This is a genomic window from Actinosynnema sp. ALI-1.44, from assembly GCF_001984155.1.
GTDB lineage: Bacteria > Actinomycetota > Actinomycetes > Mycobacteriales > Pseudonocardiaceae > Kibdelosporangium.
This window is the reverse complement of record NZ_MTQO01000039.1, coordinates 75,327-101,426: the sequence shown is the minus strand read 5'-3', so window position 1 is coordinate 101,426 and position 26,100 is coordinate 75,327. Positions and strand designations below refer to the sequence as shown.

At 68.2% G+C, this 26,100-nt stretch carries 29 protein-coding genes; 14 read left to right on the top strand and 15 right to left on the bottom strand.

The genetic code is table 11. The annotated features are described in order from the left end of the window. Positions 1-10: 10 nt before the first annotated feature. Positions 11-535 (bottom strand): hypothetical protein, encoded by a 525-nt coding sequence (locus tag ALI144C_RS13345; protein WP_076987408.1) that lies wholly within the window; start codon positions 533-535, stop codon positions 11-13. An 83-nt stretch (positions 536-618) separates the two neighbouring features. Here ALI144C_RS13345 and nucS point away from each other — a divergent pair, with 83 nt between their 5' ends. Together nucS and ALI144C_RS13335 are read left to right on the top strand one after the other, a co-directional pair. Beyond that, positions 619-1,278 carry an endonuclease NucS gene (gene nucS / locus ALI144C_RS13340; protein WP_076987407.1) on the top strand — a complete coding sequence of 220 codons (660 nt, stop codon included), beginning with the start codon at positions 619-621 and terminating at the stop codon, positions 1,276-1,278. A 115-nt stretch (positions 1,279-1,393) separates the two neighbouring features. After that, positions 1,394-2,308 (top strand): glycoside hydrolase family 25 protein, encoded by a 915-nt coding sequence (locus ALI144C_RS13335; RefSeq protein ID WP_076987406.1) that lies wholly within the window; start codon positions 1,394-1,396, stop codon positions 2,306-2,308. Positions 2,309-2,396: 88 nt separating this feature from the next. Here ALI144C_RS13335 and ALI144C_RS13330 read toward each other — a convergent pair whose 3' ends face one another. The 8 genes from ALI144C_RS13330 to ALI144C_RS13295 all read right to left on the bottom strand — a co-directional run bounded on the left by ALI144C_RS13330 (position 2,397) and on the right by ALI144C_RS13295 (position 9,395). After that, positions 2,397-3,335, bottom strand: coding sequence for a DUF3558 domain-containing protein (locus tag ALI144C_RS13330; protein WP_143230624.1), 939 nt, complete (start codon positions 3,333-3,335; stop codon positions 2,397-2,399). Positions 3,336-3,350: 15 nt separating this feature from the next. Continuing rightward, positions 3,351-4,016 (bottom strand): dihydroxyacetone kinase phosphoryl donor subunit DhaM, encoded by a 666-nt coding sequence (gene dhaM / locus ALI144C_RS13325; protein WP_076987404.1) that lies wholly within the window; start codon positions 4,014-4,016, stop codon positions 3,351-3,353. Continuing rightward, positions 4,013-4,642 carry a dihydroxyacetone kinase subunit DhaL gene (dhaL, locus tag ALI144C_RS13320; protein WP_076987527.1) on the bottom strand — a complete coding sequence of 210 codons (630 nt, stop codon included), beginning with the start codon at positions 4,640-4,642 and terminating at the stop codon, positions 4,013-4,015. The genes dhaM and dhaL overlap by 4 nt, the downstream gene beginning before the upstream one ends. Continuing rightward, positions 4,642-5,643, bottom strand: a complete 1,002-nt coding sequence (gene dhaK, locus ALI144C_RS13315) for a dihydroxyacetone kinase subunit DhaK (RefSeq protein ID WP_076987403.1) — start codon at positions 5,641-5,643, stop codon at positions 4,642-4,644. The genes dhaL and dhaK overlap by 1 nt, the downstream gene beginning before the upstream one ends. A 71-nt stretch (positions 5,644-5,714) precedes the next feature. Continuing rightward, a complete protein-coding gene (locus tag ALI144C_RS13310; RefSeq protein ID WP_143230623.1) occupies positions 5,715-6,647 on the bottom strand; it encodes a hypothetical protein in 933 nt (310 codons plus the stop codon). 45 nt (positions 6,648-6,692) lie between these two features. After that, positions 6,693-6,926, bottom strand: coding sequence for a hypothetical protein (locus ALI144C_RS13305; RefSeq protein ID WP_076987401.1), 234 nt, complete (start codon positions 6,924-6,926; stop codon positions 6,693-6,695). 10 nt (positions 6,927-6,936) lie between these two features. After that, positions 6,937-8,637 carry a sodium:solute symporter family protein gene (locus ALI144C_RS13300; protein ID WP_076987400.1) on the bottom strand — a complete coding sequence of 567 codons (1,701 nt, stop codon included), beginning with the start codon at positions 8,635-8,637 and terminating at the stop codon, positions 6,937-6,939. A gap of 65 nt (positions 8,638-8,702) precedes the next feature. Continuing rightward, entirely contained in the window at positions 8,703-9,395 is a 693-nt protein-coding gene (locus tag ALI144C_RS13295; protein ID WP_076987399.1) for a MarR family transcriptional regulator, read from the bottom strand. A 128-nt stretch (positions 9,396-9,523) separates the two neighbouring features. Between ALI144C_RS13295 and ALI144C_RS13290 the strand changes: the two genes are divergently transcribed. Further along, positions 9,524-10,687, top strand: a complete 1,164-nt coding sequence (locus ALI144C_RS13290) for a cytochrome P450 (RefSeq protein ID WP_076987398.1) — start codon at positions 9,524-9,526, stop codon at positions 10,685-10,687. 55 nt (positions 10,688-10,742) lie between these two features. Here the strand turns inward: ALI144C_RS13290 and ALI144C_RS13285 are convergent, their stop codons facing one another. After that, on the bottom strand, positions 10,743-12,524 hold the full coding sequence (locus ALI144C_RS13285; RefSeq protein ID WP_076987397.1) for a 3-hydroxyacyl-CoA dehydrogenase family protein: 1,782 nt from the start codon (positions 12,522-12,524) through the stop codon (positions 10,743-10,745). Between the two features lie 219 nt (positions 12,525-12,743). Here ALI144C_RS13285 and ALI144C_RS13280 point away from each other — a divergent pair, with 219 nt between their 5' ends. Next, the gene (locus ALI144C_RS13280; RefSeq protein WP_076987396.1) at positions 12,744-13,196 is read left to right on the top strand and encodes a universal stress protein; all 453 of its coding nucleotides are present in this window, start codon (positions 12,744-12,746) and stop codon (positions 13,194-13,196) included. After that, positions 13,193-14,155, top strand: coding sequence for an adenylate/guanylate cyclase domain-containing protein (locus ALI144C_RS13275; RefSeq protein ID WP_076987395.1), 963 nt, complete (start codon positions 13,193-13,195; stop codon positions 14,153-14,155). The genes ALI144C_RS13280 and ALI144C_RS13275 overlap by 4 nt, the downstream gene beginning before the upstream one ends. Here ALI144C_RS13275 and ALI144C_RS13270 read toward each other — a convergent pair. Further along, positions 14,142-14,429 carry a hypothetical protein gene (locus tag ALI144C_RS13270; RefSeq protein WP_076987394.1) on the bottom strand — a complete coding sequence of 96 codons (288 nt, stop codon included), beginning with the start codon at positions 14,427-14,429 and terminating at the stop codon, positions 14,142-14,144. The genes ALI144C_RS13275 and ALI144C_RS13270 overlap by 14 nt on opposite strands. 23 nt (positions 14,430-14,452) lie before the next feature. Here ALI144C_RS13270 and ALI144C_RS13265 point away from each other — a divergent pair, with 23 nt between their 5' ends. After that, positions 14,453-14,659 carry an FmdB family zinc ribbon protein gene (locus tag ALI144C_RS13265; protein ID WP_076987393.1) on the top strand — a complete coding sequence of 69 codons (207 nt, stop codon included), beginning with the start codon at positions 14,453-14,455 and terminating at the stop codon, positions 14,657-14,659. A gap of 183 nt (positions 14,660-14,842) precedes the next feature. Here ALI144C_RS13265 and ALI144C_RS13260 read toward each other — a convergent pair whose 3' ends face one another. Further along, positions 14,843-15,955, bottom strand: a complete 1,113-nt coding sequence (locus ALI144C_RS13260) for a chromosome segregation protein (RefSeq protein WP_237774121.1) — start codon at positions 15,953-15,955, stop codon at positions 14,843-14,845. Between the two features lie 128 nt (positions 15,956-16,083). Here ALI144C_RS13260 and ALI144C_RS13255 point away from each other — a divergent pair, with 128 nt between their 5' ends. Both ALI144C_RS13255 and ALI144C_RS13250 read left to right on the top strand, forming a co-directional pair. Beyond that, complete coding sequence (locus ALI144C_RS13255; protein WP_076987526.1) at positions 16,084-16,461, top strand: SPW repeat protein; 378 nt, start codon at positions 16,084-16,086, stop codon at positions 16,459-16,461. Positions 16,462-16,515: 54 nt separating this feature from the next. Further along, positions 16,516-17,130: a TetR/AcrR family transcriptional regulator gene (locus ALI144C_RS13250; RefSeq protein ID WP_076987392.1), complete on the top strand. Its 615-nt coding sequence runs from the start codon at positions 16,516-16,518 to the stop codon at positions 17,128-17,130. 4 nt (positions 17,131-17,134) lie between these two features. Here ALI144C_RS13250 and ALI144C_RS13245 read toward each other — a convergent pair whose 3' ends face one another. Beyond that, a complete protein-coding gene (locus ALI144C_RS13245; RefSeq protein WP_076987391.1) occupies positions 17,135-17,578 on the bottom strand; it encodes a MarR family winged helix-turn-helix transcriptional regulator in 444 nt (147 codons plus the stop codon). A 67-nt stretch (positions 17,579-17,645) separates the two neighbouring features. Between ALI144C_RS13245 and ALI144C_RS13240 the strand changes: the two genes are divergently transcribed. Further along, positions 17,646-18,731, top strand: coding sequence for a hypothetical protein (locus ALI144C_RS13240; RefSeq protein ID WP_076987390.1), 1,086 nt, complete (start codon positions 17,646-17,648; stop codon positions 18,729-18,731). A gap of 374 nt (positions 18,732-19,105) precedes the next feature. On the opposite strand, the gene ccrA is transcribed toward ALI144C_RS13240, so the two are convergent. Then, the gene (gene ccrA / locus ALI144C_RS13235) at positions 19,106-20,437 is read right to left on the bottom strand and encodes a crotonyl-CoA carboxylase/reductase (protein ID WP_083752996.1); all 1,332 of its coding nucleotides are present in this window, start codon (positions 20,435-20,437) and stop codon (positions 19,106-19,108) included. 90 nt (positions 20,438-20,527) lie between these two features. After that, on the bottom strand, positions 20,528-20,983 hold the full coding sequence (mce, locus tag ALI144C_RS13230; protein WP_076987389.1) for a methylmalonyl-CoA epimerase: 456 nt from the start codon (positions 20,981-20,983) through the stop codon (positions 20,528-20,530). Between the two features lie 147 nt (positions 20,984-21,130). Between mce and ALI144C_RS13225 the strand changes: the two genes are divergently transcribed. The 5 genes from ALI144C_RS13225 (at position 21,131) to ALI144C_RS13205 (ending at position 25,996) form a co-directional block, all read left to right on the top strand. Then, a complete protein-coding gene (locus ALI144C_RS13225) occupies positions 21,131-22,318 on the top strand; it encodes an acetyl-CoA C-acetyltransferase (protein ID WP_076987524.1) in 1,188 nt (395 codons plus the stop codon). Continuing rightward, positions 22,302-23,261: a methylmalonyl Co-A mutase-associated GTPase MeaB gene (gene meaB, locus ALI144C_RS13220; protein ID WP_076987388.1), complete on the top strand. Its 960-nt coding sequence runs from the start codon at positions 22,302-22,304 to the stop codon at positions 23,259-23,261. Before ALI144C_RS13225 ends, meaB begins: the two co-directional genes overlap by 17 nt. A gap of 71 nt (positions 23,262-23,332) precedes the next feature. Then, on the top strand, positions 23,333-24,091 hold the full coding sequence (locus tag ALI144C_RS13215) for an ABC transporter ATP-binding protein (protein WP_441297556.1): 759 nt from the start codon (positions 23,333-23,335) through the stop codon (positions 24,089-24,091). A 55-nt stretch (positions 24,092-24,146) separates the two neighbouring features. Next, positions 24,147-25,361: a sensor histidine kinase gene (locus tag ALI144C_RS13210; protein WP_076987387.1), complete on the top strand. Its 1,215-nt coding sequence runs from the start codon at positions 24,147-24,149 to the stop codon at positions 25,359-25,361. Next, the gene (locus ALI144C_RS13205; RefSeq protein WP_076987386.1) at positions 25,349-25,996 is read left to right on the top strand and encodes a response regulator; all 648 of its coding nucleotides are present in this window, start codon (positions 25,349-25,351) and stop codon (positions 25,994-25,996) included. Before ALI144C_RS13210 ends, ALI144C_RS13205 begins: the two co-directional genes overlap by 13 nt. The last annotated feature ends 104 nt before the right edge of the window (positions 25,997-26,100 follow it).

Below are 26,100 nucleotides of genomic sequence, written 5' to 3'. Positions count from 1 at the left end.
CCACATCGTGTCAGGCCGGGCCGACGTAGATCGCCTTCGCCTTGCCGTAGGTGGGTTCGAAGGCCAGCTGCAGCTCACCCTGTTGCGCGCCGACCGCGAAGGACTCCTCGAAGGTGAACGTCTTACCGGGCAGTACGGTCCCGCCTGCCAGCCCGGTGCCGTCGCACGGGCCGCTGACGTCGATGACCCGCTCGGCCTTCGCACCGGCGAACTGCGCGTCGAGGCCGAACGACAGCTGCCCGGCGTCGAACTGCTTGTCCATGCCGTTGGTGACCGTCACCTTGACCTTCACGGCCCGTTTCATGTTCTGCGGCATCGCGTAGTCGCTCGGTTTGCACACCTTCGGCGCGTCGACCTGGACAGCCAGACCGTCCGGCCACGTGTACTTCTCGCCCCACGTCGGGTTCTTGGCCGGTGCCTCGGCCTTGCTCGGCCCAGTGGCAGCGCCCTGGCTCACTGTGCCGGGTTTCGCATCGCACGCGGACAACAGCAGGACAGCGGCGGCGACGGTGGCAACGGTGGCGACGAAACGCATGGAATTCCCCTCGATCGAGTGACTCGAAGGGATCGTGTCGGGCGCGGCCACACGCAAGTTGCACACTCCGTTACCCTGCCCCGGTGCGTCTAGTGATAGCTCGGTGCCAGGTTGACTACGTCGGACGGCTGACCGCGCATCTGCCGATGGCCATGCGGTTGCTGATGGTCAAGGCGGATGGTTCGGTGCTCGTGCACTCCGATGGCGGTTCCTACAAGCCGTTGAACTGGATGAGCCCGCCGTGCTGGTTGACGGAGGAGGAAGGGCTCTGGACCGTCCAGAACAAGGGCGGCGAGAAGCTGATCATCACCATCGAGGAAGTCCAGCACGACTCCAAGCACGAACTCGGCATCGACCCCGGTCTGATCAAGGACGGTGTCGAGGCCCACCTGCAGGAACTGCTGGCCGAGCACGTCACCACCCTCGGCGACGGGTGGACGCTCGTGCGCCGCGAGTACCCCACCGCGATCGGTCCGGTCGACCTCATGTGCCGTGACGCGGGCGGCGTGTCGGTCGCGGTGGAGATCAAGCGGCGCGGCGAGATCGACGGCGTCGAGCAGCTGACCAGGTACCTGGAGCTGCTCAACCGCGACCCGCTGCTGGCGCCGGTGAAGGGCGTGTTCGCCGCGCAGCAGATCAAGCCGCAGGCCCGGACACTGGCCGAGGACCGCGGCATCCGGTGCGTGGTGCTCGACTACGACGCGCTGCGCGGCATGGAGTCCGACGAGTTTCGCCTGTTTTAACCGTTTGGTCGGTCACCCTGGGTGTTTGTTCTGTCACAATGGCGGTTACCCGTATCACCACCGACTTCGTCAAGCGCGACCCTGCTCGATGTTCGCGCCATGAGGAGGGTGATCAGTGGCAAGAGGAATCGACATCTACCGCTACCAGACGGTCACCGACTGGAACGCCGTCCGGAACTCGGGCGTGCAGTTCGTGTGGGTCAAGCTGTCCGACGGGTTCGGCCCGGCGATCGTGCGCGGTGACCGGCACGTCGGCGGCGCCAAGTCCGTCGGGATCCCGGTCGGCGGCTACCACTTCGCGCAGAAGGGTGATCCGCCCCGCCAGGCGCGCGTGTTCCTCGGCGAGCTGAACCGCTTGGGAGCCTTCGGAATCGTCCCAGCACTGGACATCGAGAACACCGGTGTGTCATGGGGCGGACAGGAAGCACACGACTTCTCCGTGGCATTCCTGTCCGAGCTGCGCAGGCACGTCTCGCGCGTCGCGCTGTACGCCAACACCAGCGAGCTGCGCGCGATGCGGGCGGCCGAGGTCGTCGCCAAGGTGCCTGGCACGGTCGTCTGGGAAGCCAACTACGGAAACAACAACGGGCAGCAGCACGCTTTGCCGCCCAACGCGTGGGCCCCGCACCGGTGCGCCCACCAGTTCACGAGTGTGGGCCGTGTCCCCGGGATCATCGAGAACACCGACATCAACGAGTCCTTCATCGACTTGGGTCTGGAGTCCGAGATGGAATGGAACGACGTCAGGACACACGGCCGCACCGGCCTGACCATGCAGGTCGGCGACTGGATCGGGGAGATCAAGAACGACACGAGCGTGCTGCTGACCGAGATCCACAAGCTGGTGGCCGCGATGAGCGGCGAGTTCAGCCAGCAGGACGCGGCGCTGGCGAGCGCGGTCGCCGCGGTCCGCGACGTGGACGGCGCGCCGGCCGACGAGCAGATCGACGCGCTCGCGCAGCGCATCGCGTCGACGGTCGGCCCGGAACTGGCAGCCGAACTTGGGCGCCGCCTGACATCCCAGAGTTGATCGAGGGCACACTGGGAGACGTGTGGACAGCTGACGGCGAAGTTGCTCGGCTGTCCACACGGTGAGGACCTGGTAGTTCCGGCGTGAGTCACGCCGGGAGTTTGCCCCACGCCTCGGCGGCGACGGCTTGTGCGGCGGCGCAGGCTGTTGCGGGGCTTGTGGGGGTCAAGCGGACCACGACCTGGGCCATCTCCCGGCCGGTACCGTGCCGCACCTCCGCGACGCACAGCGTACGGCCGGGGATGTCGACCGGGTAGACGCTGGTTTGTTTGCCCGCAATGGTTTCGTACCGCACCGAAGGCGCGGTCGACGGTGTCCCCAGGACGAACCGCAGCGTCAGCGAGGGCACCATCGCCTGGCCCCAGCGACATTGGTGCCGACCGGGATAGCTGATCACCTCGCCCGCGGGCAGAGTGGGAACCTGCGCCAGCGAAACGGTCACGGCGTTGCAAGCGTCGAACGAGCCCAGCGAGGACGGCGGGTACGTCACGTGTTCGATCTCGCGGGCGATCAGGTTCTCGGCGATCGTCGTCGTTGTCTTCTCGGTGATCGAGCACAGCTGCGGCACGGTTGTGCCGGGGGTGTCGACGGTGTCCGCCGAGGCGATGAGCGACACGTTGTCGCTGAACAGTATGTATCGCGCGCAACGGTCCTTCGCCGGGTTCTCCTCGAAGATCCGCAACGGGCCGACCGGCTCCACTTCCTTGGCTTCCAGGTTCCCGCGCACCCGCTCCAGCAGTCCGAATCGGACCGCCACGGTGCTCCCGTCGACGGGTAACTTCAGCCAGCAGTAGTCGTACGCCTCCTGGTCCGGCCGTTGCGCCGTGCCGAACTGGGACAACGCCACCGGGTCGACGAGGCTGCACGGGTCAAGCGTGGTCGCGTTGCCGATCAGGCCGGTCGAACTGGCGATCGCCTGCTCGGACGGTCCGGACGTGGGACCGGGTAACGCCTCGCCATCCACCTGGCTCGTGCACCCCGCCAGGGACAACCCCGCGATGAGCAATGCCCACCGTGTCCGAGTCAAGCGCTTCCCGTCCCTTCACTCGTCGAACCCGCGGGCCACGAGGTCGTCGACACGGCGAACGGCTTCGGCGGCGTCGGGACCGGTCGCCGAGACCGACACCGTGTCACCGCCGTGTGCGCCCAGCCCCATCAGCGCCAGCACACTCGCGCCGTTCGCCAACTTCTCGCCGAATCGTACGGTCACTTCGGCGTCGAGTTCGGCAACAGTTCGGGCAAGAAGTGCGGCGGGCCGGGCGTGCAACCCCGCCTCGTTGGTCAGCACGAAATCGGTTTCGGCGCCGCGGACCTCGTCGGACGGCTCCTCCTCATGGACCGCGCCCGCCGAGACAGCCGCTCGGCTCACCGCGTCGAGATCGTCACCACCTTGTGCGGCAACCGCTGCCGCGACAGCACCTTCGACGAACGGCGCGTCGACGACGACGGCGCGCGACGGGTCCCCGAGCATCTCCACGGCGAGTTCGGCGGTCATCTTGGCACTGCCGAGGTCGTAGAGCAGCACCACGCCGTCGCCGGTTTCGGCACGGTCCAAGGCTGACGACACCGCGTCGAAATCCGTGCCGAGGGTGCCGTCGGCGAGGCCACCCGCGGGCAGGATCCGCACGTCGGGCGCCATCTGACCGGCCAGTTCGGCCAGTCCTTCGGCCAGTCGAGCGCTGTGGGAGACCAGGACGAGCCCGATCACGGCGTTGCTCCCTGGGCCGCGTCCGCGAAAGCGCGCAGCAGCAACGCGGTCGACCGCGCGCCGGGGTCCATGTGCCCGGCGCTGCGTTCGCCGAGGTAGGACGCGCGGCCCTTGCGGGCGACCAGCGGGACGGTGTCCTGCGCGCCCTGGTCGGCGGCGTCGGCCGCGGCCTTGAGCACGTCGGCGACCGATCCGGAGGCCGCGCGGGCGGCGGCGACGGCCGGTGTCAGGGCGTCGACCATCGTCTTGTCCCCGGCTTCGGCTTTCCCCCGTGCCACAACGCCTTCCAGCGCCGCGTCCAGAGCGTCCACAACAGACTCAGGGGTGAGGGTCCCGGTTGTCCCGAGCTTCGCCGCGGCACGCAGGAACGCCGTGCCGTACAGGGGACCGGCCGCGCCGCCGACCGTCGAGATCAACGTGCTCGCGACCACCTTGAGCACCGCGCCGGGCGTGTCACCCGCGTTGTCCAGTTTGGACAGTACAGCGGTGAAGCCGCGCTTGAGGTTCTCGCCGTGGTCGGCGTCGCCGATCTCACGGTCCAGGTCGACCAGTTCGTCCCTGTGCTCGTCGACCACCGCGGCGGCCGAGCGGATGGCGGCGATCACGCCGGTCGCGTCGCACGTCATCAGGCACCCCACCGCAGCGCCGCGGTCCGCACCGGCGCGTCCCACCAGCGCAGCATCTCGTCGTCCACTTTCAGCACGGTGAGGCTCATTCCCTGCATCTCCAGGCTCGTCACGTACGGGCCCACCAGTCTGCGCTCGACCGTGATGCCGCGCTCGGCGAGCAGCCGCTCGGCGATGCCGTGCGCCAGGTAGAGCTCGACCAGCGGTGTGCCGCCCATCGAGTTGGTGAACAGCAGGACACGGTCGCCCGAGGCGAACGGCAGGTCCTCCAGTACCGGATCGAGCAGGGTCCGCACCAGTTGGTCGGCTGGCTGGTGCGGGACACGGCGCCTGCCCGGCTCGCCGTGGATGCCGATGCCGATCTCGATCTCGTCGTCCTCCAGCACGAAGCTGGGCTCGCCGACGTGCGGCACTGTGCACGCGGTGAGCGCGACGCCCATGGACCGCACCGAAGCGATCACGCGGCGCGCCAGCGCCTCGCACTCGTCCAGGTTGTACCCGCCCTCAGCGGCGCCGCCGACGATCTTCTCCAGCAGCGCCGTGCCGCCGACGCCACGCCGCCCGGCGGTGTACAGGGAGTCCTTGACGGCGACGTCGTCGTCGATCACGACCGTGCGCACGTCGACGCCGTCGGCCGAGGCGAACTCCGCGGCCGTCTCGAAGTTCAGCACGTCGCCGGTGTAGTTCTTGACGATCAGCAGCACGCCCGCGCCGCCGTCCACGTGCTCGACCGCGGCCTGCACCTGGTCGGGCGTGGGGGAGGTGAACACCGGGCCGGGCGCGGCGGCGTCGAGCATCCCGAGGCCGACGAACCCGCCGTGCAGCGGTTCGTGCCCGGAACCGCCGCCGGAGATGACCGCGACCTTGCCGGTGACGGGCGCGTCCGCGCGGTAGATCACCGCGGGCTCGGTGCGGACCTTCAGGATGTCGCCGTGTGCCGCGGCCAGGCCGCGCAACGACTCCTCGACCACGGTCGACGGGTCATTGATGATCTTCTTCACTTCCAGGCCTCCCGACGCTGGTGGGCATCAGCCTTCCTACCTGATGCCCGGGCGGCGCGAAAGTGGAAAGATCAAGACTTGGCCAGCTTGGTCGCCACGGCCGCGGCGGCGCCCTTCGCGTAGACGCACGTGTCCATCCCGGCGGGCGGGTCGCCCACGGGCTCGAACGCGACGCTCACGTTCTCGGTGAAGTTGGCTTCCAGCGCCCGGTGGACCCACTCGACCTGGCACTTGTTCGGCGCCACCTCCGGCTTGTACACGTAGCCTTCCTTCTTGTCCGGCAGCGCGTACTTGGTCGGGTTGTTCGACTTGGTCGTGGTCGCGGGATCACGCCCGATCGTGTACTGGACGGCGATGTACGCGGCCTTGCTCACGAACCGGCAGTAGCGGATGTCGGACGGCTGCTTCTTCGCGCCCTCGCCGACGATCTGGGTGACGTCCTTGTCCTGCATCGCCGCGCACGGGTCCTGGCTGACGAGGCTGCCGGGCGTGTCCGGGTACTTGGCCTGGCCGTCGGCGATCTGCTTCATCACGCTCTCGAGCAGCTTCGTCGCCGCCGGGCACGGGTCGGCCGAGTCCGAGCCGACCTGCCCGATGATGCCGAGTTCGGGATCGCGGCCGAGGATCGCGGTCTGCACGCAGACGTTGCCGGTGCGCGTCTCGTAGACGCCGAGACCGGCGAGGGTCTTCGAGGTCTGCTTCGGTGCGCCGATCAGGTCGTCGCCCAGCTTGATCTGCAGCCGGTACTCGGACACGTTGTGCCCGCACTGGGAGTAGCCGTTGCGGCTGGGCGCCTGGTCCGGCTTCCTGCCGATCGAGGCCAGCAGTTCGGGGGTGTACAGCGCGCACGGGTCGATGGTGCGCAGCCCGTCCATCGTGAACGAGCCCGTCGCCTTCACCGTCCGTCTGTTCGTGACGGTCTTGCCCAGGTCAGTCGGGCCGGCACACCCGGCGAGGGTCAGCACGACGACCGCTGCGGTCCAGACACGAGCGCTTCGAAACACAAGTGCACGGTAGCGACCCCTGCCGCGTCGTGTGCACGGAACACCTCATTTCGACTCGTCAGGTACCCGCAGCGGCCTGACCAGGGCCCATGTCGCCATCAACACCGTGAACACGAGCATGGCCACGCCGACCCACAGGTTGACGTTGAACCCGCCGGTCTTGACCCGGTCCTCGTCGGTCTCGAAGCCGAGCCCGAGGATGAGCAGGACCACGCCGTACACCCCGAACAGCAGGGCGATGATCCACCGCAGGTCGAACAGACTGCCCCTAGTCGCCACGGGGTCCTCCTCACCAGAAGATGATGTTCAGTACGAGCGTGATCACGAGGACACCACCGGCGAGCACGCTCGGTTTGCGGTACCAGCCGCTGTCCTCGCCGTCCGATGTGTGTCTGCGGCTCTCGCGTGGCGTGAGCGACCACACCAGACCGGTCAGCTGGTCGTCCGGTTTCGGCCGTGTCCGCAGCGACACGAGCACGCTGACCAGGATGTCCACCACGAACGCGACCCCGGCGCCGACGAAGCTCGGGCCCTGGCTGTCCGGCGAGCCGAACCACGTCACCGCGCCCGAGTTGGCCAGCACGAACACCGCGAGCGCGGACAGGGTGCCCGCGACCAGGCCGGACCAGCCTGCCGCCGGTGTCATCCGCTTCCAGAACAGGCCCAGGATGAACGTGGCGAACAGCGGCGCGTTGAAGAACGAGAACAACGTCTGCAGGTACGTCATGATGTTCTCGTAACCGGCCGCGATGAACGCCGTGCCGATCGCGGCGAGCACCCCGACGACGGTGACCGTGCGGCCGACCTTCAGGTAGTACGCGTCCGGCCTGTTCTTCCTGATGTAGGTCTGCCAGATGTCGTACGTGAACACGGTGTTGAAGGCGCTCACGTTCGCGGCCATCCCGGCCATGAAGGACGCGGCGAGGCCGGTGATCGCCACGCCGAGCATGCCGTTGGGCAGCACGTCCCTGATCAGGAGCTTGATCGCGTCGTTGTACTGCACGTCCGTCGCGGTGCCCGGGTTCGCCGCCAGCTGTGCCTTGGCCGATGCCAGCTCGGGGGAGAGCACCGCGGCGATCATGCCGGGGATGACGATCACCAGCGGCAGCAGCATCTTCGGGTAGGCGCCGATCAGCGGGGTGCGTTTGGCCGCGGACATGCTCTTGGCCGACAGTCCACGCTGGACCTCGGCGAAGTTCGTCGTCCAGTACCCGAACGACAGCACGAAGCCGAGCCCGAGCACGATGCCGAGCACGGACAGGGTGGCGTCGCCGATGCCGGTCAGGTTCGTGCCGGGCCACGAGTTCAGCTCGTTGGTCTTGTCCGCGATCTTGTCGACCAGCCCGTCCCAGCCGCCGACCCGGTGCAGGCCGACGATGGTCAGCGGGACCAGCATCGCGACGATCACGAAGAACTGCAGCACCTCGTTGTAGATGGCCGCGGACAGGCCACCGACCGCGGTGTACGTCAGCACGACCGCGGCGGACACCACGATCGACAGCCACAGCGGCCAGCCCAGCAGCACGTTGACCACCGAGCCGAGCGCGAACAAGTTGATCCCGGAGATCAGCACCTGCGCCGTGGCGAAGCTGATCCCGTTGACCAGGTGCGACGCCGGGCCGAACCGCCGGTTGAGGTACTCGGGCACGCTGCGGACCTTCGAGCCGTAGTAGAACGGCATCATCACGATCCCGAGGAACACCATCGCGGGGATCGCGCCGATCCAGTAGTAGTGCACGGTCGGGATGCCGAACTGCGCGCCGTTCGCCGTCATCCCGAACACCTCGACCGCGCCGAGGTTGGCCGACACGAACGCCAACCCGGTGACCCACGCGGGCAGCGAGCGTCCGGACAGGAAGAAGTCGAGACTGCTGGAGATCGACCGCCGGGCCATCAGCCCGATCCCCAGCACGATCACGAAGTAGAAGCCGAGGAGTACATAGTCGACAGCCTGCGCGTCCAGTCGGAAATTCGCGTCAGCCAACAGCATTTCGTCAACATAACCACGACCCAGGTTGTTCGCATGACGAGTGCGGCCAAAGGGAACCGAACGGGCTATTCGGCCATGTCCTCGCGGATCAGCTCGAGCCAGCGCTCGCCCGCTTCGTGCGTGTAGGCGACGATGTGTTCGAAGAACAGGGCCATCTTGGCCAGCCGGTCGCCCGCGGGAGTGCCGCCGAGCATGGCGGCGGCGCCGCGGGCGGCTTTGGCCCAGACGACGTGGTGCTGTGCGCTGGACATCCACGTGCGGTACCAGACGTCGTCGCCGATGGTGTACCGCTCGCGCCGCCCCTGGGCTTCCCGCTCCCGGGTGATGATGCCCTGGTTCTCGAGGTAGCCGATGGTGGTGGAGATCGTGGCCGGGCTGACCCGCAACTGCCGTACCAGGTCGGCGGCGGTGAGACTGCCGCCGTCGCTCATGAGCAGGCATACGCAGACCCGTGCCGCCATGAACGGCATGCCTTTCGCCGTCATGGCCGCGACCAGTTCGTCGGTCACCTTGGCGGACATTTCGGGCGAAGCGGCTTCTGGCGCCTTGGTGAGCTTGGGGCGACGAGCCCGTTGCCTGGTCACCCGCTGCGCCTGGGCGGGCCGGTAGCCGTTGCGCCCGATGTTCCTGGCGACCTCGCGGCTGACGGTCGAGGTCGGGCGGCCCAGTTGCCGGGCTATCTCGGCGTACCCGAGCCCCTCGGCGAGCCGGGCGGCGATGTGCTCGCGCTCCTCACGCGTCAGCCTTCCGCCAGGCATTACGCCTCCCTCTCATTGCAACATCGTTGCGTTCAGCTTCAGAACCAGTGCAAGGATTGTGTTTTATCCGCCACCCCGGCCCCATTGTCAATTTATCGTGGAGTGAACGCAACAGGGAGGAGTGCGTGATGACCTTACTGCCGATGAAACGACCGGCTGGCCGGCCATTCGACCCGCCGGTGGAGCTGCGCGGCGTGGAACCGTTGGCGCGGATGGACTATGGCAGCGGTAAAACGGGCTGGGTGGCCACGAGCCGTGCCACCGTACGCGCGGTGCTCGCCGATCCCCGGTTCAGTGCGCGGTACGAGCTGCTCGACCTGCCAATCGGCATGCCGCCGGACGGGAGCACGTTGCCGCCCGCGTCACCAGGGGACCTCACCGGCCTCGACGCGCCGGAGCACACGCGCTACCGCCGCCTGCTCACCGGCCAGTTCACCGTCCGCCGGATGCGCCAGCTCACCGACCGCGTCGAGCAGATCGTGGCGGAGAACCTGGCTGCCATGCGACGCAAGGGGCCGCCTGTCGACCTGGTCGAGGCTTTCGCGAAACCCGTTCCGACACAGACGATCTGCGAACTGCTCGGCGTTCCCTACGAGGACCGCGAGCAGTTCGCGCGCAACGCCGTGATCCTCGTGTCCAATGTGGATCCGTCGTCGACCGGGGCGGCAACGGCGGCGGCCGAGTTCGGCGAGTACGTGGGAAGGCTTGTCCAGGCCAAACGCGCCGAGCCGACCGACGACCTGCTCAGCGGCCTGACCACGACCGACCTCGACGACACCGAACTGGCCACGCTCGCGGGCGTGTTGCTGTCGGCGGGACTCGCCACCACGTTGCACATGATTACGGTCGGCGCGCTCGCGATGACGCTGACACCCGGCCTGGTCGGCGCGATGCGGGACGACACGGAGAACACAGTCGAGGAACTGCTGCGGTACATGAGCATCGTCCCGTTCACCGTGCGAGCGGCGCTCGAAGACGTCACGGTGGACGGTGAGCTGATCAAGGCAGGCGAGACCGTCACGCTCTCCCTGCACACGGCCAACCGGGACAGCGAGGTGTTCGACGACCCCGACTCGATCGTGGCCGACCGGGGCAAAGGCGGCCACGTCGCCTTCGGGCACGGCATCCACCAGTGCCTCGGCCAGCAACTGGCCCGGGTGGAGCTGGGGGTCGCGTTCCGCGCGCTGGCGACCGAGTTCCCGACGCTCCAGCTCGCCGTGCCCTTCGAGTCGTTGCCGGGACTCGAGGACGGCGTCAGCTTCAACCCGGCGGAGCTCCCCGTGACCTGGTAAGCCCTCGTGAGTGTTCAGCCGGGTTAGTACTCGGCTGAACACTCACGAGGTTCTTTCAGTGGGTGTAGTCGCGGAAGCCCTTGCCGGTCTTGCGGCCCAACCGTCCGGCCGTGACCAGGTGCTCCAGAAGCGGCGCCGGGGCGAACCCGGGCTCGCGGAACTCGTTGTACAACGTTCGCTGGATCGCCAGCGAGACGTCCAGCCCGACCACGTCGAGCAGTTCGAACGGGCCCATCGGCAGGCCGCACGCGGTCTTCATCGCCTCGTCGACCTCCTCGGCCGGGGCGTAGTGCGCCTCGACCAGTTTCACCGCGTCGTTGAGGTACGGGAACAGCAGCGCGTTCACGATGAACCCGGCCCGGTCGCCGCAGTGCACCGGGTGCTTGCCGACCTTCTCGCAGATGGCGTGCGCGGTCGCGACGACGTCCGCGCTCGTCGCGATCGTGTCGACCACCTCGACGAGCTTCATCACCTGTGCCGGGTTGAAGAAGTGCAGGCCCACCACGTCACCTGGCCGTGAGGTCGCGGCGGCGCACTCGATCACCGGCAGCGAGGACGTGGTCGTCGCCAGCACGGCGCCTGGCTTGCACACCTCGTCCAACGCGCTGAACACCGCGCGCTTGACCACGAGCTCCTCGGCGACGGCCTCGATCACCAGGTCGCAGTCGGCCAGCTGCTCGAAGTCGACCGCGGGCAGGATCCTCGCGATCGTGGCGTCCCGGTCGGTCTCCGACAGCCTGCCCTTGGACACGGCCCGATCCAGGGACTTGCGAACCTTGGCGACGGCCGCGTTCGCCTTGTCCTCGCTGCGGGCGCGCAGTACGACGTCGAAGCCCTTCTTGGCGAACACCTCGACGATGCCGGTGGCCATGGTGCCGGTGCCGACCACGCCGACACGCGCGATGTCGCGTGGGCTCACGCTGTCCTCACCGGGTTTGGCAGGCGTCTTCGCGTCCTGCACGACCACGGGCGATCCCGGCTCCTCGTAGGTGTAGAAACCCTTGCCGCTCTTCCGGCCGAGCTGCCCGGCGGTGATCATCTGCTTGAGCAGCGGCGCGGGCGCGTGCAGCCGGTCACGGGACTGCTTGTACATCGTGTCGAGGATCTCGGAGGCGATGTCCAGCCCGATCAGGTCGAGCAGCGCCAGCGGGCCCATCGGGTAGCCGCAGCCGAAGCGCATCGCCGCGTCCAGGTCCTCGCGGGTGGCGTAACGCTGCTCGTACATCAGCACCGCGTGGTTGAGGTAGCTGAACAGCAGCGAGTTGGACAGGAAACCGGCGCGGTCGCCGATCACCAACGCGGTGTTGCCGACCCGTTCGATCAGACCGACCACGTCGGTGAGCACGTCCGGCTCGGTGACGACCGTGCGGACCACCTCGACCAGCTTGAGCACCGGTGCCGGGTTGAAGAAGTGGGTGCCGACCACGCGTTCCGGTCGTCCGGTGTGGACACTGATCTCGGTGACCGACAGGGAGGAGGTGTTGGTGGCGAGGATGGTCTCCGGCCGGGTGATCCGGTCGAGCTCGCCGAACACCTTCGCCTTGAGCTCGAGCTGTTCGGTGACGGCCTCGATCACGATGTCGCATTCGGACACGTCGGCGAGATCACTCGTGTAGCTGATCCGGCCGAGCAGCGCGGTGCGCTCGTCCTCGCTCAGCTTGCCGCCCGCGACGGCGCGTTCGGTCGAGTTCTCCACGAGGCCGCGGCCGTGCTCGAGGCTGCGCTCGTCGACCTCCACGCCGACCACCGCGAGCCCGGCACGCGCGAACACCTCCGCGACCCCGGCACCCTGGATACCGAGACCGACCACGCCGACTCGCCTGAACTCACGACTCACCGGAAACCTCCAAGGCCGGGACCTTACTGTCGGGTAACCACGATGCCCCGCGTATCGGTGGAAAATCCGTGAACTACGCCTCAGTATCGAGAAAGAAAGATCGGCACGCCATTTTTGTGGATTTCTGACATTTTCTGGTGTCGAGCAGGGGACGCCGTGCGAGGCGGAGCTACGCCAGGGTAAGTTACCCGGAGTAGATCGCCGAGGAGGAGGGCTCCCATGGCTGCCTACCAGACCATCGTGGTCGGCACGGACGGTTCGGACTCGTCGTACCGCGCGGTCGACAAGGCCGCCGCAGTGGCCGCGTCCACAGACGCGACGTTGGTCATCGCGTGCGCGTACGAACCCCAGAACCAAAAAGACATCGAGCGGGTACAGGACAAGCTCGGCAGCGACGTCGCTTACCAGGTCGTCGGCTCAGCACCGGCCGAGGACACCGTCCGGACCGCGTACGAGCGCGCGGCCAAGGCGGGCGCGACCAAGGTGGAGACGGTCGTGGTGCAGGGCGAGCCGGTACCGGTGCTGACCAAGCTGGTCAAGGAGCGGTCGGCGGACCTGCTCGTGGTCGGCAACCGGGGGCTGAACACCCTGGCAGGCCGGATCCTCGGGTCGGTCCCGTCGGACGTCGCCCGCAAGTCCAGGGTCGACGTGCTCATCGTGCACACGACGTGAGCGAGTCGCTCCCGTCCCGCATCGAGCGCGTCCTGCTCGGTGGCCGCCGCAAGTACACGCGGCACGAAGTCGCCGAGAAGGCAGGCGTGCCGCTGGAGCGCGCGACGGCGCTGTGGCAGTCGCTGGGGTTCGCGAGCGTCGCCGACGACGAGGTCGTGTTCACCGAGAACGACGTCCAGGCGCTGCGGATGGTCCAGGAACTCGCGGACCTCGGCGTCTACGACGACGCGGTGCAGAACTCGATCGCCAGGGTCTTCGGCCAGCACATGTCCCGCGTGGCCGAGATGGAGACCCGCGTCCTGCAGGAACTCGTCGCGCAGGACCCGGCGATGCTCGCCGACGAGCGCGCCTTCGCCCGGTTCGTCGACCAGCTGATCCCCGACCTGGAATGGCTGCACAACTACACCTGGCGGCGGCAGCTCGCGGCGTACTCCGGCCGCGCGCTCGCGGCGCCGGACGAAAGCCTGGAAGAAGGCAGCCAGGCGGTCGGCTTCGCGGACATGGTCGGCTACACGAACCTGACCCGCAGGTCGAGCGAGGACGAGCTGATCTCGGTCCTGGAGCAGTTCGAGACGACCGTGACCCAGTCGATAGCCGAGCACCACGGCCGCGTGGTGAAAATGCTCGGTGACGAGGTGCTGTTCGTCGCGGACACGCCGCAGACAGCAGCGGAAATCGCGCTGACCCTGGTCGAACAGGCGGAAGCGGACCCGTTGCTGCCGTCGTTGCGAGCGGGGCTGGCGTACGGCCGGGTGCTCAGCCGTTACGGCGACGTCTACGGCTCGACGGTGAACATCGCGGCGAGGCTGACATCGATCTGCCACCCCGGTGCGGTGCTGATCGACAGCGAGATGTCCTCGGCACTGGCAGAGGATCCCGCGTACACGATCCGCTGGCGCCGACCGGTGTCGGTGCGGGGCTTCAACAGGCTCAAGCCGTCGGTGCTCAGGCGCGCCTAGTCGGCCTGCGCCGCAGCCGCGCGTCCCAACAGGCACGATGCCAGTGCCTGCGCTCCTCCACGCTGCCGTAGTCGTCCGCGGGCCACGTGACGACGTGCGGTGTGCCGGGCCGGATCTCGTGATCACAACCGGGGCAACGGTAGGTCTTGGTGGTGGCGGTGCCGGAGACGTTGCGGACGTGCCACTCACCGTCCGGCCCCGACTCGCTGCGCTGCAAGGACGCGGAGCCACTCAGCCGTGGTTCCTCGCGCTTGATCCGGTTCCGTCGGGGCACGGGCAAGAACTATATTTCGAGGCGTGCCGACCTATGAGTTCAAGTGCCGTGACTGCGCTGACACGTTCGAGATCAACCGGCCGATGAGTGAGTCGAGCGCTCCGGCCGCTTGTCCTTCTGGGCATACGGACACTGTGAAGCTGCTTACGATGGCTGGGCTCGCCGGGGCTTCCGCTCCTGTCGGCGGTGGCGGTGGCGGTGGTTGCTGTGGTGGTGGTTGTTGCGGTTGAGGGTGGTCTTTCAAGACGGTCCCTCGCCGGGAGCAGACCTCTGGGCAGGAGACACCCCCGAAGCCCTCTTCTGCGCTTGCGCGCGAGCCGTCTGCGCTTGCGCGGGCTGGTGGGGTTTGCGCGTTGCCCGGGGCTTTGAACGAGGCGTTTGTCTTCTCCACCCCTGCGGGTTAGCCCTCGCTGCTATGGGTGGGCTTTCTTGACGGGTTGGGCGACTGGGGCAACTGGCTTGGCGGAGTCCGTCGGGGCGGCGTTGTTCTCTTCCGGCTCCGCGGGCTCCCAGTGCTCCTTCGGCGGGCCACCTGCTGCCTCGGTCTGGGAGAGGGGTTTGAACGCCTTCGTCGGCGACTCGTCGGCCGGTCGTTCCTCCGGCAGCGGGTCGAGTACCGGGGTCGCGTTCTCCAGCACGACGTCGGCGTCCTGGATCAGGCTGCGGGCTTGGCGGAGCTGGTTGGCCACGCGGGTGCGCAGTTGGCGGAGGGCCGCGACGCGCTGGGCGGCGTGGCTGATGCGGCGGTTGGCCTCTTCGGTCGCCTCGCGGACGCGGCGGTGGGCTTCCTCACTGGCTTCCTGCAGCCGCGCTTTGGACTCCGTGATCGCGTCGTGCCTGCGGCGGTTGGATTCCTCCGTCGCTTCCCTGACCCGGCGTTCGGCGTCGGCCTTGCTGGACGCCTCCTGCTCTGCCAGTGCGCGCATCGACTCGGTGCGGCGGGAGGCCATGGCGATGTCGAAGTCCTCTTCGACCTGGGCCCGTCGCTGCTCGGACTCCTTGTCGAGGCGGGCGCGTTCCTCCTGGCCCTTCTTGGTGATGTCCTCGGCTTCCGCGCGGGCCTTGGCCAGCACTTCGCGGTGCTCGGACTCCATCTCCGCGCGCCGGGTGTCCAGGCCGCGCAGCATTTCCTCGTAACGGGCGCGCAGCGCGTTGGCGTCCGTCTCGGCCTTGGCGCGGATGTGCCCTGCCTCGGCTTCGGCGCGTGCCTTGGTCTCGGTCGCCTCGTCCTGCGCCAGGCGCAGCATCCGCTGCAGGCGCTCGCTCAGGCCTTCCAGCGTGGTCGGCGGCAGCGACAGCCGCTCGATCTGGCCGCGCATGTCGTCGATCTCGGACCGGGCGATCTCCAGCTGGCGCGCCAGATCCGCGGCTTGGGAGACCGCGGCGTCTCGGTCGGCGGCGAGCAGGCGCATGTCCCGGTCGACCCGTTCAAGGTGCTCGTCGACTTGGGCACGGTTGTAGCCGCGCTTCGCATAGTCGAAACCTGCGCCAAGGGGTACGAGCTCACGCTCCTCGCCAAGAGCCATGCACCCAACCTACCGCGAGTGAGGTTGTGGCAATGCCAGTCCCCGTATCCCGCCGGATACTTGACCGGGCGGCCAACCAAGCGCACCATGAAGACGTAGGACCTTTCTCCTTGACGGAGGTGATCGTCATGAGCGACACGTCAACCCCGGTGCGGGCGTGGACCCGGTGGCAGGACTGGGCGGAGGTGGTGCTCGGCCTGGTCGCGGTGCTTTCGCCGCTATGGCTGGACACGACGAACACTGTGATGTGGACCATGATCGTGCTGGGTGCGCTGATCGCACTCGACGGTCTGTTCTCGTTGGCGATGCCCGGCGTCGTCTACGGCGAGTACGTGCAGGTCGTGCTCGGGGTGCTGCTCTTCATCTCGCCGTGGGTGATGGGCTTCACCGACATGACAGGCGCGATGTGGAGTTCGTTCATCATCGGCGCCCTGACCCTCGTCGTCGGCCTCGCGGCCTTGCCCGCGGCCAACACCGCCCACCGCGGGATGGCAGGTCAGCACTGAGATCCTGTTGCGGACTGCGCGCCGGTCTTGATGTGATGCCGGTGCGCATTCCGCATGAAGGGGTTGTTGCCAGTGGTCAAGTCGGGTGACGATCCCTCGGCGCGGGAGAGAATCCTCACCGCCGCGGAGAAGCTGTTCGCCGAGACGGGGTTCGACGCGACCCCGACGTCCCGCATAGCCGAATTGGCGAAGGTGCCGAAAGGCCTCGTGCACTACTACTTCCGGCGCAAGTCCGACCTGCTGACGGCGTTGGTGAAACGACTGCCGGACGAGCACATAGATCCGAGCCACGTCGTCGTCCCCGGCGACGTCGCGGCCAGCCTGCGCAAGCTCGTGCGGGAACTGGACGCGAGACTGGCGGACTCGCGACTGCTGTCCCACCTGCTCTGGCGCGAAGCCGACACCCACAAGGACGTCCGCGAGGCGCTGCAGGCGCGGTTCCAGACGATCGTGCGCCAGGTGAAGGCCGTGATCATCGCCGCGGGCGCGGGCACCGTCGTTCTGGCCGATGTGGACAGTGCGGCCGGTCTGCTCGCCCTGGCCGTGAGCTACCGCCACTCGGTCGCCCGGCACCCCGAGGACACGCCGATGATCGACAGGGAAGTCGACTTCATCGCCGAGGCGCTGACCTCGGGCGCTGTAGGTTTAGACCCGTTGCGGCGCCGGTAACTCCTCAGGTGGCGAGCCTGTCAGCCTCATCGCCGAAGGTGTCAGCGCACCGCTCGATGTAGTCCAGCAGCGTGGCGAGCTGCTGCTCGTCGTAGGTCCGCACGACCTCGGCGAGCCGCTCGTACAGCGGAACGTGCAGCTCGATCGCCCGCTGTGCCTGCTCCGCCACGGCGTGGACGGCGACCTGCCTGCGGTCGACGGTGGAGCGCTCGCGGCGGACGTACCCGGCGCGCTCCAGTCGGTCGACCACGGCGGTGACCGCGCTCGCGGTCAGCTCCAGCTCGGCCGCCAGCTCGCCCGGCGTATGCGGGCGCTGGATCAGCAGGCCAAGGCACTTGACGTCGGTGGGCGTCACACCCAGTCGCCGCGCGACAGCCTCGTTGTACCGCACGCTGCGCCCGGCCAGTCGCTGCTGGGCCGTCAGCAGGTCCTGGACGAGGTCGCTCATCGGATACCCCCCAAGTTAGTTCGATGAGTGTATATTTCACTCATCGAAACTTCTGAGGGGAACAACGGTGCAGGGACCATACGGACAGGATCTCAGCCGCCGAACTCTGCTCACCGGCGGAGTCGCACTCGGCGTGGGGCTCGCCATGGGCTCCGCGTCCGCGGCGGCGGGTGAACGGGCAGTGGTGGTGACCGGCAAGACCGCCGTGCTCGGCGGGGCCGGCCGGATCGGCCTCGACCACCTACGCGATCTCGACACGGTCGCCGACGTATCGGTGACCAGACAGGATCACCGCTGGTGGATGGTGCTGGGCGCGACGACGGCCGACTCTCCCGTGATCGGCCTGTACTCGGCGCGGCTGCCCCGCGGCGCGGCGCCCGACAGTCCCGGCTGGATGATCGACACCTTCCCCGGCGACCCCACCGTCGCCGCACCGTTGGCCCCCGTTCCGCCGCCGGACGCGTGGGACGCCACCGGTTACCACTGCCCGGTCCACGTGCGGGCCCGCGGCGTGCGGCGCATCTACTACGCCAGCACACCGAAACAGACGCTGTACGGCCCGTACCGCATCGGCTGTCTCCAGTGGATGGACGGGCGCTGGCACCGCAGGCCCGAACCGGTGTTCACCGCCGTCCTGCCCTGGGAGCGCTCGACCGTGCTGGAACCCAACGTCGTCCACGCTGGCGGACTGTGGAGGATCTTCTACGCCGCCGGGCTTACCGCCACCGACGACGCCGTCATCGGCTACGCCGAGAGCCGCGACGGTCTCACCGGCTGGCGGCACCGACGGCTCGACCTCGCCACCGGCGAGTTCGACGCCGCCGTCACACCGGCCGTGGGCGGCGGCTACCACCGGGTGACCGCCCGGCACCCGGCGCACCGCCCGCTACAACCGAGCGACGGACTCTGGTGGTCGGCCACCGCGGGCCTCGACAATCCACAGTGGACGCCACCGGTCCAGCTCGTGCGCTCCGACGACGGCACGGCGTGGCACCAGGGCGGCGTGTGGAAGCCAAGCGTCGTAACGGATTCGACGCGACCGGGCCACGGTCACGTCTTCTTCAACGGCGTCGCCTTCGACGGCGGTCGTCCCGAGTTCACGGTCGGCCGTATCAGCTACCGGCGACAGTCAGGTGAGCCGGCAGTCAGGTAGAGGTCCACCTCGGTGTGTTGGCGATAACCACCCAGACGGCCAAGTGGTCCGTGAGAAGACGAAGTCAGTGTCGAGACCACCCTGCAGCAGCTGTAGGATCTCGCCGCTGGAGACATAGGCCTGCGCCCGCCGCTCACCGGTGACTTCCGATCACCCCAGCTGCCCGGACCGACGTCGCCGGGCCCAGCCGCCACACGAACGGCCGAACAGCACTTGAGTCGGGATGGTCTCACGATCTTGTCTTATGCGACATGCGTACGACATCTCGCGTGAGATTACGACGCCAGTCGTGACACCCTACAGGCGCGGGCACCAGAACCTCGTGAGTGTTTCGGCCGGTTCTTTCAACCGGCCAAAACCCTCACGAGGGGTTTTCAGGCGCCGCGGAAGTTGTTGATCGCGTCGATGTGCTTGGCGCGGAGTTCCGGGTTGGTCACGCCGAGGCCCTCGCTCGGTGACAGGCACAGCACACCGACCTTGCCCTGGTGGGCGTTGCGGTGCACGTCGTACGTGGCCTGGCCGGTCTCCTCCAGCGGGTAGACCTTCGACAGCGTCGGGTGGATCTTGCCCTTGGCGATCAGGCGGTTGGCTTCCGACGCTTCCCGGTAGTTCGCGAAATGCGACCCGATGATGCTCTTCAGGTGCATCCACAGGTACCGGTTGTCGTATTGGTGCATGAAGCCGGACGTCGACGCGCAGGTCACGATCTTCCCGCCGCGCTTCGTCACGTAAACACTCGCGCCGAACGTTTCCCTGCCCGGGTGTTCGAACACGATGTCCGGGTCCTCCCCGCCCGTGAGTTCACGGATTCGCGCGCCGAACCGTTTCCATTCCTTCACGTCCTGGGTGTTCTCGTCCTTCCAGAACTTGAAGCCCTCCGCCGACCTGTCGATGATCAGTTCCGCGCCCATCCGGCGGCAGATCTCGGCTTTCGCCGGGCTCGACACCACGCACACCGGGGTCGCGCCGCCGTTGAGGGCGAACTGCGTCGCGTACGAGCCGAGCCCACCCGACGCTCCCCAGATCAGCACCGTGTCGCCCTGCTTCATCGCCGCGCCGTTGGTCGACACCAGCTGCCGGTACGCCGTCGAGTTCACCAGGCCGGGCGATGCCGCTTCCTCCCAGGTCAGGTGCGCCGGTTTCGGCATCAGCTGGTTCGACTTGACCAGCGCGACCTCCGCGAGGCCGCCGAAGTTCGTCTCGAATCCCCAGATCCGCTGCTCGGGGTCCAGCATCGTGTCGTTGTGCCCGTCCGGGTGCTCCAGCTCCACCGACAGGCAGTGCGCCACGACCTGGTCGCCCGGCTTCCACGCTCCCACGCCCGGCCCGGTGCGCAGCACCACGCCAGCCAGGTCGGAGCCCACGATGTGGTACGGCAGGTCGTGCCGCTTGGCCAGCTCCGAGGTCTTGCCGTACCTGCGCAGGAAGCCGAAGGTGTCCAGCGGTTCGAAGATCGACGTCCACACCGTGTTGTAGTTGATCGCCGATGCCATCACCGCGACCAGTGCCTCGCCTGGGCCGAGTTCCGGGGTTGCGACGCTCTCGACGTGCAGGGACTTGCGTGGATCCTTGTCCGGGGTTTCCAGGCCCTTGAACATTTCCACTTCGTCCGCGTGCACGGTGACGGCCCGATAGTGATCCGGCACGTCGAGACCGCCGATCGCGGCCAAGTCACCCGACAGAATGGCGTCACGGATCTTTTCCACGCCTGACCTCCAACGTCGCGAATTCCCGGAGGTTACCCACGGGTAACCGCAGATCACCACAAATCTGAGACCTGGGCCACCCGGACCGATTCAGCTTTCGTTTCGGGTGGCCGCTGGTTCGACCAGTTCGACGAGCACGCCGCCCGCGGACTTGGGGTGCACGAACTGGGTGCGGCTGTTCTCCGTGCCGTGCCCCGGCTTGTCGAAGATCAGGCTCATGCCCTTGTCGCGGATTGCGTCGGACGCCTTGTCGATGTCCTCGACGCGGTACGCCAGCTGCTGCAGGCCGGGGCCGCGCTTGGCGATGAACTTGCCGATGGTCGAGTCGGGGGTCAGCGGCGCCAGCAACTGGATCGCCGTGCCGGTCCCGTCGTCGCCGGGGGCGCGCAGCATCGCCTCGCGCACGCCTTGTTCTTCGTTGACCTCGGTCACTGTCAGTACCAGCCCAAACGTCTGCTGGTAGAACTCGATGGCCTCGTCGAGGTCGGTGACCGCGATGCCGACGTGATCGATCGCGGTGACCTTGGCTCCGGTGTCTTCGGGCATGACAACGAGAGTAAGCACTACAACAGGCACGCGCGCGACGTTTCTGTGTTCTGCACGACACCACGTGCCATTCGGAACCGGTGCGCGGCTATACCGATGGGTATCGTCAGGTTAACGAGCGCTCGCAACTTTCGCATGGAGGCAGTTGTGTCCGGTTCCGTCATCGTCGCTGGAGCACGTACCCCGATGGGACGACTGCTCGGGCAGCTCAAGGACTTCTCCGGCACGCAGCTCGGCGGGTTCGCGATCAAGGGCGCGCTCGAGCGCGCCGGGGTGAAGCCCGAGCAGGTGCAGTACGTGATCATGGGTCAGGTGCTGACCGCGGGCGCGGGCCAGATCCCCGCCCGGCAGGCCGCCGTCGCCGCGGGCATCCCGATGAGCGTGCCCGCGCTGACCGTCAACAAGGTCTGCCTGTCCGGCCTCGACGCGATCGCGCTGGCCGACCAGCTGATCAGGGCGGGCGAGTTCGACATCATCGTCGCGGGCGGCCAGGAGTCGATGACGCAGGCGCCGCACCTGCTGCCCAAGTCGCGCGGCGGCTTCAAGTACGGCGACGTCACCATGCTCGACCACATGGCGCACGACGGCCTGTTCTGCGCCTTCGACCAGGTCGCGATGGGCGCGTCGACGGAGAAGTACAACTCGCGCTACGGCATCACCCGCGCCCAGCAGGACGAGTTCGCGGCGCGGTCGCACCAGCGGGCCGCGGCGGCGCAGAAGAACGGCCTGTACGCCGACGAAATCGTTCCGGTGTCGGTGCCGCAGCGCAAGGGCGACCCGGTCGTCGTCGACACCGACGAGGGCGTGCGCGGCGACACCACGCCCGACACGCTGGCCAAGCTGCGACCGGCGTTCGCCAGCGACGGCACGATCACCGCGGGCTCGGCGTCGCCGATCTCCGACGGCGCAGCGGCGGTCGTCGTGATGAGCAAGGCCAAGGCCGAGGAGCTCGGCCTGACCTGGCTGGCCGAGATCGGCGCGCACGGCGTGGTCGCCGGGCCGGACGCCAGCCTGCACGAGCAGCCGTCCAACGCGATCAAAGCCGCGCTGGCCAAGGAGAACCTCAACCCGGCCGACCTCGACCTGGTCGAGATCAACGAGGCGTTCGCCGCGGTCGGCCTCGTCTCGGCCGACCAGCTCGGCATCGGCGAGGACAAGGTCAACGTCAACGGCGGCGCGATCGCGCTCGGCCACCCGATCGGCATGTCCGGTGCCCGGCTCGCGCTGCACCTCGCGCTGGAGCTCAAGCGCCGCGGCGGCGGTGTCGGTGCGGCGGCGCTGTGCGGTGGTGGTGGCCAGGGCGACGCGCTGATCATCCGTGTCCCCCAGCAGTGATGTAGCCGATCTGGTCGGTCGCGCGCGGGAAGGCCAGCCGCGCGCGATCGCCAGGCTGATCTCGCTCGTCGAGGACGCCAGCCCGCAGCTTCGCGAGGTGGCCGCGGCGCTGGCGCCCTTCACCGGCCACGCCAGGGTCGTCGGCCTGACCGGCCCGCCCGGTGTCGGCAAGTCGACGTCCACGTCAGCGCTGGTCACGTCCCTGCGCGAGCGGGGCGAGCGGGTCGGCGTGCTCGCCATCGACCCGTCGTCGCCGTTCTCCGGCGGCGCGCTGCTCGGCGACCGGATCCGGATGCAGGAGCACGCCACCGACCCGGGCGTCTTCATCCGCTCGATGGCCACCAGGGGGCACCTCGGCGGCCTGTCGTGGGCGACGCCGCAGGCCCTCCGGGTCCTCGACGCGGCGGGTTTCGACGTCGTACTGGTCGAAACGGTCGGGGTTGGACAGTCCGAAGTGGATGTCGTTTCGCTCGCCGACACCACGGTCGTCCTGCTGGCGCCGGGGATGGGCGACGGCATCCAGGCCGCCAAGGCGGGCATCCTGGAGATCGCGGACGTCTTCGTGGTGAACAAGGCCGACCGCGACGGCGCCGACGCGACCGTGCGCGACCTGAAGAACATGGTCGCCATGGCACGCAGGGGGATCGGCGGGGCGTCTTGGCGCCAGCCGATCGTCCGCAGCGTCGCGTCCAAGATGGAGGGAATCGGCGACGTCGCCGACGCGCTGGACGCCCACCACCGGTGGCTGGTCGAGCACGGCGCGCTGGAGCGGCGGCGCCTCGGTCGCGCTCGCGCCGAGCTCGAGGCGATCGCACTGGAGTCGGTCCGGTCCTCCTTCGCGGGCAAGGGGCACGAAGTCCTCGACGACCTGGCGAAACGCGTGGCAGCGGGCGACATGGACCCGTACACGGCGGCGGAGGAGCTGGTCGCGGGGACGAGGTAGGGAAAACCCCACCGCCGAACCGGGAGTTGAAGCCATTCTGACCCGCCGCCGTCGTCAATAGCGTTACCGCCATGAACGCACAGGTGATGACGATGGCACCGGCACTCAGGATGAACGGTGTCTCCAAGACCTACGGCACGGGTGTCGGGACCGTGCACGCGCTGCGCAACGTCAGCATCGAGCTGCGCCGTGGCACCTTCACCGCCGTCATGGGGCCGTCCGGTTCGGGCAAGAGCACGTTCCTGCACTGCGCGGCCGGGTTGGACCGGCCGTCGGGCGGGCAGGTGTGGCTGGGGGATGTCGAGCTGTCCGGGATGACCGAGAGCCAGCTGACCGTGCTGCGGCGGGAGCGCATCGGGTTCATCTTCCAGGCGTACAACTTGCTCAGCACGTTGACCGTCGAGCAGAACATCACGCTGCCGCTGCGGCTGGCGGGCAAGCGCGTCGACCGCGGGCTGCTGGCCCAGGTGGTCAGGGCGGTCGGGCTGGACGAGCGCCTCAACCGGCTGCCGAGCGAGCTCTCCGGCGGCCAGCAGCAGCGTGTCGCGATCGCCAGGGCGCTCGTGACCAGGCCGGACGCGGTGTTCGCCGACGAGCCGACCGGCGCGCTGGACACGAGGACCGCCCGGCAGGTGCTCGAGTTGCTGCGGGACGTGGTCACGGGCATGGGGCAGACCGTGTTGATGGTCACGCACGACCCGATCGCGGCGTCCTACGCCGATTCGGTCGTGTTCCTCGCCGACGGCCAGTTCGCCGGTGAGCTGCGCGGGCCGACGCCGGAGATGATCGCCGAGCGGATGACGCACCTGGGTGACCGCCGCACGGCGTGAAAGGGTGTAGTCCGTACCACTGTGCGCGGGCGGCTGCCAGGGCAAACTCGAGGACATGCTGAAACAGTGGGGGCGGAGCTTCGGGTACCTGGCCGTGGTCGGGTTCACCGCTCCGTTCGCGATGCCGTTGTTCATGCTCCTGCCGATGAGCGGCCTGGCACTGATCGTCGCGGGGCTCGGGTTCGTGCTGTTCCCGCTCGTGGTGCTGATCATTCGGATGTGGACGGACATGCACCGGCTGCTGGTCGGCTGGGTGCTGGGGACGCGGCTCGAGCCGCAGCTGCGGCCGTTGCGCGGGGGTGTGCTGGCCAGGGTCCGCGATGTGCTGACCGACCAGACCACGTGGCGCGATCTGCTGTGGATGTTCGTGAACCTGATCATGGGGTTCGGGTTCGGCATGCTCGGGCTGATCCTGACCGCCTTCGCGGCGGGTACGACGTTCGTCCTGTTCTTCTGGTGGACGCTGCCCGCCGACATGCCCGTCCAGATGCTGGGGGTGACCGTCGACACTTTGGGGGAGGCGATCGTCGTCGGCGCGCCCACCGCGGTCGTCGGGCTGGCGTTGGCGTGGTTCGGGGTGCCCGCCCTGGCCAAGGCGCACGCGACCGTGTCGAAGGTGCTGCTGCAGCCGTCCAAGCTGGTGGCCAGGGTGGAGGAACTGGCCGAGACGAGGGCGGGCGCGGTCAGCGCCCACGACGCGGAGCTGCGGCGGATCGAGAGGGACCTGCACGACGGCACGCAGGCACGGTTGGTGTCCATCGCGATGCGGCTGGGAATAGCCGAGAAGTCGTTGGACGAGAAGGATCCCGTGTCGGGTCTGGTCCGTGAGGCGCGGGAGGGCGCCGAACAGGCCATGGGGGAGCTGCGGGACGTCATCAGGACCATGTATCCGCCGATCCTCGCCGATCGCGGCCTCGACGGGGCGCTGGCCGCGATCGGCGCGCGTTGCCCGGTCCCGACCGTGGTGGAGACGGGTGTGCTCGGCGGTGTGCCGGCCCCGGTGGAAGCGGCGGCCTACTTCGTGGTGGCCGAGGCCTTGACGAACGTCGCCAAGCACAGCAACGCGACAAGCGCGTCAGTGCGGGTGGTCAGGGACGAGTGCGTCCGGATCACGGTGTCCGACAACGGGTTGGGGGGTGTGGACGAGACGAGGGGCACCGGCATCATCGGGATGCGCCGCCGGGTGGCCGCGCTGGACGGTACGGTGGCTGTGGACAGCCCGGCTGGCGGGCCGACAGTGATATCGGTGGAGCTTCCTTGCGCGTCGTGATCGCAGAGGACAACGTCCTGCTGGCAGAAGGCCTCAACCTCCTGCTGCGCACCAGCGGCATCGAGGTCGTCGCGACGGCCGGTGACGGGGACACCTTCGTCGAAGCGGTCAGAGAACACCGGCCGGACGTGACCATTGTGGACGTCCGGTTGCCACCGTCGTTCCGCGACGAGGGGCTGCGGGCGGCGCTCGCGGTGCGGGCGGAGATCCCGTCGCTGCCGGTGCTGGTGCTTTCCCAGTACGTCGAGGAAACGTACGCGACCGAGCTGTTGTCCGACGGCCGCGGCGGGATCGGCTACCTGCTCAAGGACCGGGTCAGCCGGGTGGACGAGTTCGTCGACGCGCTGCGGCGGGTCGCCGACGGCGGAACGGTGATGGACCCCGAGGTGGTCGCCCAGTTGCTGGTGCGCCGCCGCAGGGGCAACGACCCGCTCAGCACGTTGAGCCCACGGGAACGGGAAGTCCTCGGGCTGATGGCGGAAGGGCACGCCAACGCCGACATCGCGACCAAGCTCGTGGTCACCGAGCGCGCCGTGCACAAGCACATCGGCAACATCTTCGCCAAGCTGGACCTGCCGCCGAGCGACGGCGGGCACCGCCGCGTGCTGGCGGTGCTCGCCTACCTGAACAGGTGAGTTCTGTGGGCTGACCAGGAAGTGGCTTGGGCTTCCAGAGTGCGACACGTACAGCATGTCGCGGGCTCGCGTGCACGCGACGAACGGGACGGCGAACACCCGTC

Excerpts from the sequence above, each read along its gene's own strand:
- ALI144C_RS13345 (WP_076987408.1), bottom strand. The coding sequence starts at position 535 with ATGCGTTTCGTCGCCACCGTTGCCACCGTCGCCGCCGCTGTCCTGCTG.
- dhaL (WP_076987527.1), bottom strand. The coding sequence starts at position 4,642 with ATGACGTGCGACGCGACCGGCGTGATCGCCGCCATCCGCTCGGCCGCC.
- ALI144C_RS13300 (WP_076987400.1), bottom strand. The coding sequence starts at position 8,637 with ATGCTGTTGGCTGACGCGAATTTCCGACTGGACGCGCAGGCTGTCGAC.
- ALI144C_RS13295 (WP_076987399.1), bottom strand. The coding sequence starts at position 9,395 with ATGCCTGGCGGAAGGCTGACGCGTGAGGAGCGCGAGCACATCGCCGCC.
- ALI144C_RS13290 (WP_076987398.1), top strand. The coding sequence starts at position 9,524 with ATGACCTTACTGCCGATGAAACGACCGGCTGGCCGGCCATTCGACCCG.
- ALI144C_RS13280 (WP_076987396.1), top strand. The coding sequence starts at position 12,744 with ATGGCTGCCTACCAGACCATCGTGGTCGGCACGGACGGTTCGGACTCG.
- ALI144C_RS13260 (WP_237774121.1), bottom strand. The coding sequence starts at position 15,955 with ATGGCTCTTGGCGAGGAGCGTGAGCTCGTACCCCTTGGCGCAGGTTTC.
- ALI144C_RS13255 (WP_076987526.1), top strand. The coding sequence starts at position 16,084 with ATGAGCGACACGTCAACCCCGGTGCGGGCGTGGACCCGGTGGCAGGAC.
- ALI144C_RS13250 (WP_076987392.1), top strand. The coding sequence starts at position 16,516 with ATGAAGGGGTTGTTGCCAGTGGTCAAGTCGGGTGACGATCCCTCGGCG.
- ALI144C_RS13245 (WP_076987391.1), bottom strand. The coding sequence starts at position 17,578 with ATGAGCGACCTCGTCCAGGACCTGCTGACGGCCCAGCAGCGACTGGCC.
- mce (WP_076987389.1), bottom strand. The coding sequence starts at position 20,983 with ATGCCCGAAGACACCGGAGCCAAGGTCACCGCGATCGATCACGTCGGC.
- ALI144C_RS13215 (WP_441297556.1), top strand. The coding sequence starts at position 23,333 with ATGAACGCACAGGTGATGACGATGGCACCGGCACTCAGGATGAACGGT.
- ALI144C_RS13210 (WP_076987387.1), top strand. The coding sequence starts at position 24,147 with ATGCTGAAACAGTGGGGGCGGAGCTTCGGGTACCTGGCCGTGGTCGGG.